11 protein-coding genes are annotated in these 11,415 nt (G+C 69.6%); 7 read left to right on the top strand and 4 right to left on the bottom strand.

Features of this window, described 5'->3' with window-relative positions; all coding sequences use genetic code 11:
* Positions 1-830 precede the first annotated feature (830 nt).
* The 7 genes from FAB82_RS01690 (at position 831) to htpX (ending at position 8,432) form a co-directional block, all read left to right on the top strand.
* Positions 831-1,328 (top strand): 8-oxo-dGTP diphosphatase, encoded by a 498-nt coding sequence (locus tag FAB82_RS01690; protein WP_136532802.1) that lies wholly within the window; start codon positions 831-833, stop codon positions 1,326-1,328.
* A 67-nt stretch (positions 1,329-1,395) separates the two neighbouring features.
* On the top strand, positions 1,396-2,214 hold the full coding sequence (locus FAB82_RS01685) for an isocitrate lyase/PEP mutase family protein (protein WP_136532801.1): 819 nt from the start codon (positions 1,396-1,398) through the stop codon (positions 2,212-2,214).
* A 120-nt stretch (positions 2,215-2,334) separates the two neighbouring features.
* Positions 2,335-2,664 carry an NADH-quinone oxidoreductase subunit NuoK gene (nuoK, locus tag FAB82_RS01680; RefSeq protein WP_136532800.1) on the top strand — a complete coding sequence of 110 codons (330 nt, stop codon included), beginning with the start codon at positions 2,335-2,337 and terminating at the stop codon, positions 2,662-2,664.
* Positions 2,664-4,439 (top strand): NADH-quinone oxidoreductase subunit 5 family protein, encoded by a 1,776-nt coding sequence (locus tag FAB82_RS01675; RefSeq protein ID WP_136532799.1) that lies wholly within the window; start codon positions 2,664-2,666, stop codon positions 4,437-4,439. Before nuoK ends, FAB82_RS01675 begins: the two co-directional genes overlap by 1 nt.
* A gap of 61 nt (positions 4,440-4,500) precedes the next feature.
* Positions 4,501-5,916 (top strand): complex I subunit 4 family protein, encoded by a 1,416-nt coding sequence (locus FAB82_RS01670; RefSeq protein WP_136532798.1) that lies wholly within the window; start codon positions 4,501-4,503, stop codon positions 5,914-5,916.
* Positions 5,916-7,505: an NADH-quinone oxidoreductase subunit N gene (locus tag FAB82_RS01665; protein ID WP_246039408.1), complete on the top strand. Its 1,590-nt coding sequence runs from the start codon at positions 5,916-5,918 to the stop codon at positions 7,503-7,505. The genes FAB82_RS01670 and FAB82_RS01665 overlap by 1 nt, the downstream gene beginning before the upstream one ends.
* A 66-nt stretch (positions 7,506-7,571) precedes the next feature.
* Positions 7,572-8,432 (top strand): zinc metalloprotease HtpX, encoded by an 861-nt coding sequence (htpX, locus tag FAB82_RS01660; RefSeq protein ID WP_136532796.1) that lies wholly within the window; start codon positions 7,572-7,574, stop codon positions 8,430-8,432.
* Positions 8,433-8,596: 164 nt separating this feature from the next.
* On the opposite strand, the gene FAB82_RS01655 is transcribed toward htpX, so the two are convergent.
* The 4 genes from FAB82_RS01655 to FAB82_RS01640 form a co-directional block, all read right to left on the bottom strand.
* Positions 8,597-8,920 carry a DUF2516 family protein gene (locus FAB82_RS01655; RefSeq protein WP_136532795.1) on the bottom strand — a complete coding sequence of 108 codons (324 nt, stop codon included), beginning with the start codon at positions 8,918-8,920 and terminating at the stop codon, positions 8,597-8,599.
* A 44-nt stretch (positions 8,921-8,964) separates the two neighbouring features.
* The gene (locus tag FAB82_RS01650; RefSeq protein ID WP_081687713.1) at positions 8,965-9,066 is read right to left on the bottom strand and encodes a 30S ribosomal protein bS22; all 102 of its coding nucleotides are present in this window, start codon (positions 9,064-9,066) and stop codon (positions 8,965-8,967) included.
* A gap of 194 nt (positions 9,067-9,260) precedes the next feature.
* A complete protein-coding gene (locus tag FAB82_RS01645) occupies positions 9,261-9,464 on the bottom strand; it encodes a helix-turn-helix domain-containing protein (protein WP_136532794.1) in 204 nt (67 codons plus the stop codon).
* 186 nt (positions 9,465-9,650) lie between these two features.
* Positions 9,651-11,378, bottom strand: coding sequence for a hypothetical protein (locus tag FAB82_RS01640; RefSeq protein ID WP_136532793.1), 1,728 nt, complete (start codon positions 11,376-11,378; stop codon positions 9,651-9,653).
* Positions 11,379-11,415 lie beyond the last annotated feature (37 nt).

Raw genomic sequence — 11,415 nt, 5'->3', positions numbered from 1 at the left:
AGGTGATCCCGACAAGGCCGTCTCCCCCCTACACCCGCCCATGAAAGGCGCGGTGGACCGCGGGACCCGATAGCTCCAGGAGCTGAGAACACCGGCCTCATGTACCGGGGCAGTTGTTCTCGGAATCAGTCAGAAGGCGTCTCGGCCAGAGGCTTGGCGTAGTCTGCCTGCACCTGCTCGACCTCTGTACTAATTCCATATCTCTGTGCGTACCTCAATGATAACTTTACGCCACAGACCGATCCACTAACGACAAAGTGACGCCGGTCACACTTGCTCAGCGGATTGGTTGCGGCACAACACCTCTCGCCACGACCACCACCGAGACCGCACCGCACGATCGCACCCGGGCGTGTTGCACGACCGAATCTCGCACTCTGCCGGGCGTGCCGCCCGACCGAAGCCCAGAGGTCTTGCCCAACCCCGAAACCCCGCCCCGGAGCCTTGGAGCTTCGGAGCTTCGGAGCTTCGGAGCTTCGGAGCTTCGGAGGAATCCCCGCAGGCCCTGCCCCGCAAACGGACGCCGGCCCCCACTCTCGCTTTTGTCGCCGATGCCTTTGGCACAGCCGGGCCCTCCACCGACATCGCCCCCGCCAGCGCCCCGGCCCCCAATGCAGGCCTCCCCGGGCGCGACCACACCCCACGCGAACCCGCCACCCGAACAGACGCCCTAATCGAACAGCCTTGCGCCCGGCCAACCGAGCCGACCGAGCCACCCGGCCAACCTGGCCCGGAAATGCTAGGCGGGCCCCCTTGTAACGGGGAGCTCGCCGTCATACGAACGAGATGCCGGAGAACTCCTCCGTGCCTGAATCGGCGACACTTGCCCGATGAATGGTGAAACGACGCCCGCCTCCCGCGTCTGCCTCGGACTGCTCTTGCGAGAGACCGCCGGTTCCCGTGAGGTCCTGTTGGGCCGCAAGCAGTACGGCTTCGGCGTCGGCAAGCTCGTCGCCCCCGGCGGACACATCGAACCGGGCGAGACCCCCGAGCAGGCGACCGCCCGCGAGATCGCGGAAGAAGTCGGCCTCGTCGTCTCACCGTCCGCCCTCGCCCCGGTGGCGACGGTGTCGTTCCTCTTCCCGGCCAAGCCCGCCTGGACCCAGGTCGCCGAGGTCTTCCGAGCCGATGAGTGGAGCGGCGAGGCCATTCCCTCAGACGAACTCGTCCCCGTCTGGGTCCCGACCGACGCCCTCCCCTTCGACCAGATGTGGGACGACGCCACGTACTGGCTGCCCAAAGTCCTTGCGGGCGAACGGTTCGACGTCACGTTCACCTTCGCCGACGACAATGCCCACGTCATTGAGGCCCGATTCAGTCCCCGTTGACCTGCGGCTCGACGGTGATGTCGCTTTGTGGCCAGCCGCGAGGCGACATCGCTGCTTCCATTAGGGCATGACGAACCACGACAAGGCCCAGCGCTTCCGCGCCCTGCACACCACCCCGGCCCTGCGCCTGGCGAACTGCTGGGACGCCGCCAGCGCGGCGGTCATCGCCTCCGCGGGCGCACCCGCGATCGCCACCTCCAGCGCCGGCGTCGCCTGGAGCCTCGGCTATGCGGACGGCGACACCATCGACCGCGAGACGGCCCTCGCCGCGATCGCCCGGATCGTTCGCGCGGTGAGCATTCCGGTCACCGCCGACATCGAATCCGGCTTCGGCGAGCAGCCGAAGGACGTCACCGAGACGCTCGCGGCGGTGGCCGAGGCCGGCGCGGTCGGCGTCAATATCGAGGACTCCATCGCCGAGTCCGCCGCCTCCCTGCGCCCCGTGTCCGACCAGGCCGAGCGCATCGCCGCGGCCCGCGAGGGCGGCGGCGACGGCGTCTTCATCAACGCCCGCACCGACATCTACCTGGCCGGGATCGGTGACGAGGACACCCGCTTCGACGCGACCGTCGCCCGCGCACGGGCCTACGCCGAGGCGGGGGCGGACGGCATCTTCGTGCCGGGGGTCTCGGATCCGGCGACGATCGCCGCGCTGGCGGCGGCGATCCGGCTCCCGCTGAACGTCTTGGCGGGCTCGAGCAGCCCGGCACCGTCCGAACTGGATCGCCTCGGCGCGGCCCGCATCAGTCTCGGCTCGAACGTGGCCGCGGCCGCCTACGAGGTGGCCCGGGCGGCGACGGTCGACCTGCTCGAAGGCGACTCCTACGGGGCGGTCGCGGGCGGCATCGGCTACGGCACCATGCAGGGCCTGTTCACCGAGGACTGACCTGCCTTTGAGACTCGCCGGTCTCGAATCTGCAACTAGCCTGGACTTGTACCCGCCCCTAGGACAAAATGAGGCCATGTGCCCCCGAACGACCGATCTCGCCGATAGCGGGGTGGGCCTGTGCATCCGCTGATCGGGTATCTCATCGCCTCGGGGTTGTTCGCCATTGGACTGTTCGGGGTTCTCACCAGGCGAAATGCCGTCTTGCAGTTGGCGTCTGCGGAGCTCATGCTCGGCGGGGTGCACCTGGTCCTGGTCACGACCGACCTGGTCCAGCGCTCATACACCGGGCAGAGCTTCGCGCTGTTCATCGTCGTGATCGCCGCGGCCGAGGTCGGGGTGGGTCTCGCTCTGGTGCTGAACCTGTGGCGGGCCCGGTCCGATATCGACACCGATGACCTGCCGATCGACTCCGGCAAGCAGGCCGACGAGCGGGCGGATCGGTCCTGATGGGGTTCTTCGCCTGGGCGCTCATCGGTCTCCCCGCCGCGGCGGGGCTGGCCGGGCTGCTGATTCGGCGGCGAAGGGCGGCCGCCTGGTCGGCGGTGCTCGCACCGCTGTTCGCGCTCGTCTGCTCGATCGTCTGCTTCTTCGCGAATCCGTTCGTGGCGTTCACCCTGGCGGACTTCGGGTCGATTCGGGTCTCTGCCGCGCTCGACCTCTCCCCCACCGCTTCGGCCGTCGCGATCGCCAGCTCACTGGTCACGCTGCTGGTACAGCTGTACTCGGTCTCGTATCTGCGTGACGATTCTCGTTATGGGCCGTTCGCGGCGCAGGTGAACCTGTTCCTCGCCGCCATGCTGGTCGTCGTCGCGGCCGACGACCTGGTCTTCCTGCTCATCGGGTGGGAGGTCATGGGCGCCTGCTCGTACCTGCTCATCGCGCACTACGCGAAGCTGCCGTCCGCGCCGGGCTCGGCCGCGAAGGCGTTCCTGGTGACGCGGTTCGGCGATGTCGCCTTCGTGCTCGGGGTGATGGTGCTGGGCACCGCCGCCGGGACGTTCCGCATCTCCGAGATCGGGGACGTCTCGGAGGGTGTGGCCGCGGCCGCGATGCTGCTGATCCTGTTCGGCTGCATCGGGAAGTCGGCCCAGTTCCCGCTCCAGATCTGGCTGCCCCCGGCGATGGCCGGCCCCACGCCCGTCTCGGCGCTCATCCACGCGGCCACCATGGTCGCCGCCGGGGCCTACGTGCTGACGCGGCTGCTGCCGGTCTGGCCGACCGACCTTCTGGTCGTCGTCGCCCTCGTCGCCGCGATCAGCATGCTCGGGGCGGGGCTGTGCGCGTTCGCCGCGACCGATGTCAAGGGCGTCCTGGCGTGGTCGACCGTGAGCCAGGTCGGGTTCATGTTCGCGGCCGTCGCCGTCGCCGACCCCGACGCGGCCCTGTTCCACCTGCTGTCGCACGCCGGTTTCAAGGCGCTGCTGTTCCTTACCGCCGGGGTCATCATCCACCAGGCGGGCACCGACGGGTCGCTGGCGACCACGCGGGTGCGGCCGTCGTCGTCACGACTCGCGTTCTGGGCTATGACGCTCGGGCTCGCCGCGATGGCCGGCATTCCGCCGCTCGGGGGTTTCTACAGCAAGGAGGCGATCCTCGGCGCGGCCTATGAGTCCGCGACTCCGGCCGGGGTGATCGTGTTCTGGGCGGGTATCGGCGCGGGCATTCTCACCGCCGCCTACTCGGCCCGGCTGTGGCTGCTGGTGTTCTGGCGCGGCGGGGCGAAGGAGCGGGCGACCGTGCCCCTCGCGCAATCGATCGGGCTGTGGACACTCACCGGGGTGATCGTGGTCGTCGGCGGACTCTACTTCGCCGGACCGCTCGAGGTGCCGCCGCTGCACCTGGATCTCATGGTGCTCATGCTGATCGCCGTGCTCGGCGGTTTCGCCGTGGTCGGCGACTCCTGGTGGCGGGACCGCGCCCGCGACCCGGCCCGGCTGCTCGGCCGGACCAGGGCGGCGTTCGCCCGCGGGCTGTACGCGGAGGCCTTGGCGGGCAAGGCGACGCGCACCGGCGCCCGTGCCGCGGCCGGGGCCGCGAGCGCTCTGGACGAGCACCTGGTCGACCAGATCCTCGTCGAAGGTTCGGCCCGTGCCACCGTCGCTGCGGCCCACCGGACCGACACCGGACACCGGGGCGGCCTCGTGGCCTACCTGCGGCTGAGCGTCGCCGGGACGCTCGTGATCACGGCCTGCGCGATCGGGGTGAGCCTGTGGATGTCGTGAATCGCATATCCTATAGGAACGCAATTTCCTATAGGATATATCCTATAGGAACGGTGGCGCCATGGGGCTGATGCTCATTGCCGCCGTCGCGCTGCCCCTGGTGGGGGCGGCGCTGTCGTGGTGGCTGCGGCGCAATTGGATCGGGGTCGCCTCCGCCGCCGGGTCATTCGCGGCCTTGGCGGTGCTGCCGCTGGGACGCGGCGACGGGTGGTGGCACGCGGTCGACCTGGCCTGGGCCCCGTCGATCCACCTGGACTTCTCGCTGTCGGTCGACGGCGTCTCATGGCCGCTCGCGCTGCTCACCGCGCTGCTGGGGCTGCTGTGCTGCGTCCACAACGCACATAAGGGCGCGTCCTCCACGCTCACCGCGCTGCTGCTGGCCGTCCAGGCCGCGTCCATCGCGGTCTTCCTCTCCGACAACCTGATCCTGTTCTTCATCGCCTTCGAAGCGGTGCTGCTGCCGATGTGGGCGATCGTCTACCGCTACGGCGACGAGGCCACCCGCCGACACGCGGCGGCCAAGTTCGCGCTGTTCACCGTCACCGGGTCGCTATTGATGGCGACCGGCCTGTTCGTGGCCGTCGCCGACACCGGCACCGCCGACCTCGGCGAGATCATCGCGACCGGCGGGGTCAGCGCCGACGCCTCGCTCCTCGTATTCACCCTGCTGGCCGCCGGGTTCGCCGTGAAGGCTCCCCTGTGGCCGCTGCACTCCTGGCTCCCCGACGCGCACACCGCCGCCCCCACCGTCGGGTCGGTCCTGCTCGCCGGGGTGCTGCTCAAGCTCGGGACCTACGGGCTCATCCGCGTCGCCGGCGGCCTGGCCCCGCACGGCGCGGCCGACGCCGCGCCCGTCCTGGCGATCCTGGCCGCGATCGGCATCATCGTCGCGAGCCTGGTGTGCCTGCGGCTCGGCGAGCTCAAGCGCCTCATCGCCTACTCCTCGGTGGGGCACATGGGGTTCGTGGTCCTCGCCTTCGCCACCGGCACCGAGGCGGGGGTGCGGGCGGCGCTGTTCGCGAACCTCGCCCACGGGCTCGTCACGCCACTGCTGTTCTTCCTGGCCGGTGCGGTCAAGGACCGGGCCCACACGGGACGCCTGGTCGACCTCGGCGGGCTGCGCCTGGCCGCCCCCGCCCTCGCCGGACTGCTCGGCTTCGCGGCGTTCGCCTCCCTGGGCCTGCCGGGCCTGGCCGGGTTCTGGGGCGAGGCATTCACCGTGTACGCCGCCGTCGAGCGCGGCGGGGCCTGGATCGCCCTCGCCGCCATCGCCGCGTTCGGCGCGTTCCTCACGGCCGCTTACCTGCTGCGCATGCTCAGACGCGTCAGCCACGGACCGGTCGCGCCCGCGTTCGAAGGGCTCGGTGCCGTCTCGGCCATCGAATTCGCGACGTGGTCGCCGCTCGTGGCCGCCGTGCTCCTGCTCGGCCTGGCCCCGGGCCCCCTCCTCGACCTGTTCGCGACGGGGGTCCTGTGATGGTGTCGCAGCCGATCGACCACGCGGCCCTGCTCCCGCTGTACCTGGCGGCGGCCACCGCCGCCGTCGCACTGTTCGCCGGACGCCTCGCCAAGGCCTGCACCATGATCGGACTGAGCATCTCGGCCGGTGCCGCGATCTGGATCGGTGTCGGAGCAGACCGGCGGACCTTCGCGGTAGGCGAGTGGCATTCCTACATCGCGAGCGACGCGACGATGGGTCTGGCCGCCCTGTTCGCCCTCCTCACCGTCCTGGTCGCCGCCCTGAGCGCGCGCGCCGGCGCCGAATACTGCTTCCTGCTGGCCGCCAGCGCCGCCGGAGGCATCACGCTGGCCGGCAGCGGAGACCTCATCACCCTCATCGTGGCCCTGGAGACGCTGACCGTACCGCTGTACGTCCTCGTGACCCGTCCCGGCCGGGACGGGGCCGAAGCCGGAGTGACCTTCCTGATCGCCTCCATCGCCTCGTCGGCGACCGCGCTCATGGGCGCGGCACTGCTGTACGCGGCGAGCGGAACGGTCCACTTCGCCGGTCTCGCAACCGAACTCGCGGGGGCACATCCAGGACTTGTGGCCGCCGGGGTGGCGCTGCTGCTGGGCGGGCTCGCTTTCAAGTTGGCTGCCGCACCGCTGCACGCCTGGGCGCCGCTCGTGCTCGAGCGGGCACCGCTGCCGATCGCGACGTACCTGGCGAGCGCCTCCAAACTCGGCGGCGCGGTCGCCATCACCTGGGTCGTCTACTTCGGGCTCGCCCCGCAGGCGGGTCTGCCGGCCGGGATCGTGCTGGCGGCGTTGAGCGTCGCGTCGATCGCGGTGGGGAACGTGGCCGCGCTGGTGCAGCGGCGAACGGTTTCGCTGCTGGCGTGGTCGGGCATCGCGCACGCCGGGTACGTGCTCGCGCCGCTGGCCGCACTGGCGACGGCGGCGGGCCGCGGGGCCCCGGATGCGGCCGCCTCGGCGGCGCTGGCGTACGCGGTGTTCTTCGTGCTGCTGGAGGCGGGAGCGTTCGCTGCATTGACGGCGGTCAGGCCCGATACAGAAACAGAAACCGCAACCGCAACCGCAACCGCAGAAAAAGGTCGCACCCCCGAGCCACTGTTGAGTCGGGGGGACCTCAGCGCGCCCGATTTGAAGGTAAACGCCGGGACACTCCGCAGTTCTACCGAGCTGTCACACCCCCGCGCCACGATTGAATCGGGGGGTCCCCAGGGGTCCGATTTGAAGGCAAGCGCCGGAAACATCACCGAACTCGCCGGCCTGTTCCGCACCGCGCCCCTCCCGGCGACCGTCTTCCTCATCGCCGTCGTCGGCCTGTCCGGGCTTCCGCCCGCGCTGGCCGGGACCTTCGCCAAGATCGTCATCCTCGAATTCCTCGCCTCCTCCGCGGTGTGGCTCGCCATCATCGTCGCCGCCGGGGCCATCGTCGGACTCGCCTACTACCTCCCGCTCGCGCGCACAGTCCTGCTCGGCCGGGGCACCCCGACCCCGAAGGCCCGCTTCACCATCGCGGTCGCCGTCATCGGCCTGGTCCTCCTCGCCATCGGCCTGGCGCCGCAAACGGTGTTGGAGTTCACCCGCATTTCCCAGTGAAATCCCAGGTCACAGCGGAATACTTGCGAGTATTGAGACGTTGGGCCTCACAGGGGGAAGGCAAACATGCAACACCACAACGGCTTGAAAACCGCAATGCTTCTCGGCGGCCTGTCGGCGATCGTCATCGCCATCGGCTACCTTTTCGGCGGCTCGACCGGCGTCCTCATCGCGGCGGCCATCGCCGTCGGCATGAACGCCTACGCGTACTTCAACTCGGACAAGCTGGCGCTGCGCTCGATGCGCGCCCGACCCGTCACCGAGGCGCAGGCGCCGCAGCTGTACGCCATGGTCCGCGAGCTTTCGCAGCGCGCGGGGCAGCCGATGCCCCGGCTCTACGTCTCCCCGACCATGCAGCCCAACGCCTTCGCCACCGGCCGCAACCCCCAGAACGCGGCGGTCGCGGTCACCGAGGGCATCCTGCAGCTGCTCACGCCCGCCGAACTGCGGGCAGTGCTCGGCCACGAGCTCTCCCACGTCTACAACCGCGACATCCTCATCTCGTCGGTCGCCGGGGCTCTGGCGGGCATCATCACCATGATCGCCAATATCGCCTGGTTCATCCCCATGGGCGGGAATGACCGCGAAGGCCCGAACCCGCTGGTGCTGCTGCTGACCATGCTCCTGGGACCACTCGCGGCCGGGGTCATCCGCATGGCCGTCTCGCGATCGCGCGAATACGAGGCCGACGCCTCGGGCGCGAAGCTGACCGGGGACCCGCTGGCCCTGGCCAGCGCGTTGCAGAAGATCTCGGGCGGGATCGACCGGATGCCGGCGCGCGCGGACAGCCCGCTCGCGAGCGAGGCCCACCTGATGATCTCGTCGCCGCTGCGCGGCGGCATGTCGAGCCTGTTCTCGACGCACCCGCCGACCGAGCAGCGCGTCGCCCGGCTGCGCGAGATGGCCCGCGGAGGAGCGATCCGCTAGCAGGGCCGAAGCCGGGAAGCACCGGTCCCGTGCGGAGTGCCTCGTCCGTCGACCCGGCGAGGCGGCACCGTCCCGCCGGATCCTATATCCTATAGGAACGCACGCACCGAAAGCCGCGCCCGCATCAGCGGGCGCGGCTTTGAAGTATGCGGTTGGCGCCGAAGCTAGTAGACGCTCCCGCCGATGTCCCTGATGCCCTTGCGGACATCGAGGAGATAGACGAGCGCGGCGCACAAGGCGATGAGGCCGAAGAGGCCGAGTCCGTTGAAACCGCCGAAGAGGAGCGCCAGCGCGAAGCTGATGATCAGAAGCCCCATCCACGCACCCTTGGAGAGCGTGCCGACGGCACTGAACGCATCGGGTTTTTGCACCGCGCAGTGCACCGCCGCGATCAGCGACAGGAGCGCGGCGCCGTACCCGACGACCATCCAGACCGTGTTGCGGATTTCGAACGCGAACGGCAATGCGGAGTCAAACAGCTCTGGCATGTGGGCCAGCCTACCCGCAGGGAATCAGGAACCGGTCGTCTCGGCTACTTGCCGAGCTTGCGACGCTGCACGCGGGTCTTACGGAGCAGCTTGCGGTGCTTCTTCTTCGCCATGCGCTTGCGTCGCTTCTTGATGACCGAGCCCATAGAGCTTCCTCACAGATGTTCGTAGACATTACTTAGAGCCTGACCAGCCTATCTCGGACTGCCTAACGTGTGCCGGGCGGGGAATGCGACCGCCGATCCCCGTCACAGGCGCGGCCGTGACCCCGGGCGGCCGTTCGTCGCCCGGGGGCATGAACCGGCCGCGGCCCCCAGGGTCAGGGGTCCGCGGCCCGGTGTCACTCTTCAGTCTGGAGCGCTTCCGAGAGATAGGTCTTGACGGCGCTTTCGGGGACGCGGAAAGAGCGCCCCACCCGCACCGCCGCGATCTCACCGTTGTGGACGAGTCGATACACCGTCATCTTCGAGACGCGCATCAAGTCGGCAACTTCTGTCACCGTCAAAAACTTGACCTCGTCGAGGAGGTCCCCGTGTTCGCTCATGTGTCTCACCGTTCTGTCGAGGGCTGGTGCGAGGACGTGGGGTTGTGTGATGTCTTAGAGGTGTGGCGGACGCGAATGCCCTTATGAACCGAGACGAGTCGGTCGTCACCGTCCGTGACGTTGATGTCTATCGATTGGGATGTTGCTCATGTTACGGCAGTCCGGCTCATTGGGCAACAGGCGATCTCACACGGTCTGGGCAATGAAGGCCGTAATCTCCTCCATCAGTTCGGCATTGCTCTTGCCGAAGATCGACTCGGCCGATTCGTCCGGCGACTGTCCTTCTCGGGCAGTCAAACCGAACCATTCGGCGAACTCGTCCTCGCCGTAGGTGTTGATCATGTAGGTCACGCCGAGGAAGCCGCAGCCGTACTTGCCGGAGCCGGCGAGGGTGTCGTCGTCCTCGTCGGGCGGAAGGATGTCGGTCTCGCAACCGCCTTGGGCCACATACTCTTCGACGTCCCACGCCCGCTCGTACTCGTCGTAGTCGCGTTCACCGTGGTCGATGTACTCGGCGATGCCCTCGACCATCCACCAGGTGTCGTTGGCGTACCGCTCCGACGGCGCGGCCCACAGCGTCACGGCGTGGCCGAGCTCGTGCCGGATGACGCTGTCCAGCTCGGCGCCCCAACCGGTGCGGTCGACGGCCATGACGGTCGCGTACGTCGAGGGCACCCGTTCACCGTCGACGGTCCCCGACAGCGGCAGCGCGAACCCGAGCACGTCCCCGGAGTCCCAGATGCCGCCGAACCATTCCTCGAACTCCTCGTCCCCGGCGATGTAGACGACGTAGCGGTCGGGGACCTCCCACTTCGCCCACTCGTCGGCGTTCTCGGCCGCGGCCTCGGAAACCTCGAGCGCGGCGTCCAATTCATCGGCCATGTTCTCGGGGACGGCCACGACCGTGCGCTCGCCGACGGCGGCGACCATGTCGGTGACCTCCCACGGGTGCGGACCGTCGCCGCCCTCGGACGGGTCCACCTGCACCATCACCATGCCCTCGTCGCCCGCGCGCCACACGGTGTCGAAGACGACGTCGGCCGGCGAGCACTCGTCGGCCGGGGTCGCGAAGCAGTAGGAGACCGCGACGGTGATGTCGTACAGCGGCACCGCCCCCGACGAATCCTCCAGGGGACCCGAGGTCACCTGGTAGTCGAAGCGGCTGACTTCCATCGCGGCCAAGGAGTCGTAGCGGCTGGTCATCTCCTCGTGCAGCGTCGGATCGAACGCGGCCAGCCAGCCCTCCGGGCTCCGGTTGATGAGCGACTCGGAGTGGGCGTCCAGCACCAGCTGCGCCTGCTCCTTGAGGTAGGCGAGGATCTCCGACTCGCTCGCGTCCTCACCGGGGCTGGGCAGCTCGCCCTCGCCGGGCTCGACCGCCGCGCCGTTGAAGGTGCCCTCCGGGGTGCCCGGCAGCGACGGGCGCCAGCCGTTGACGAACGCTCCGCTGAGCACCGACGCGGCCACCAGGGCGACGACCATGAACACGGTCCCGACCCGGCTGCGCCTGCGCTCGGGCCGCGGCGGGTAGAAACCGGGCGGATACTGCTGCCAGCCCGGAGGGACCGGGGGCGGCGCCAGCATGTCGACCGGCGGCGCCCCGGCCTGCTGCGGCATCCCGGGCGCGTACTGCTGCGCCGGCGGATACTGCGCCGTCTGCTGCGCCCCCGGGTACTGCGCGCCCGGATCGGGCATTCCCGGCGCGGTCGGCTGCGGCAGGGAGGCCGCCGGATACGCCGGTTCCGCTGGGATCGCCTGCCCCGCGGCGGGATCGGCCGCCGGCATCACGGGCTCGCCGACCGGCGAGGGGGCGGGCGCGGGCCGCTGGCTCGGGACGTGCGCGGCGAACCGGGGATCTGCGGCATTGTCGACCGCTCGCGGCTCGGCGGGGAAGTCCTCGGGGGCTTGAGTCACCCTCGCAACTCTAGTCTCCGGTCGCTACCGATGCGAG

It is taken from the genome of Glycomyces buryatensis (assembly GCF_004912275.1).
Classification (GTDB): Bacteria; Actinomycetota; Actinomycetes; order Mycobacteriales; family Micromonosporaceae; genus Glycomyces; species Glycomyces buryatensis.
This window is presented reverse-complemented; position numbering and strand designations above follow the sequence as displayed.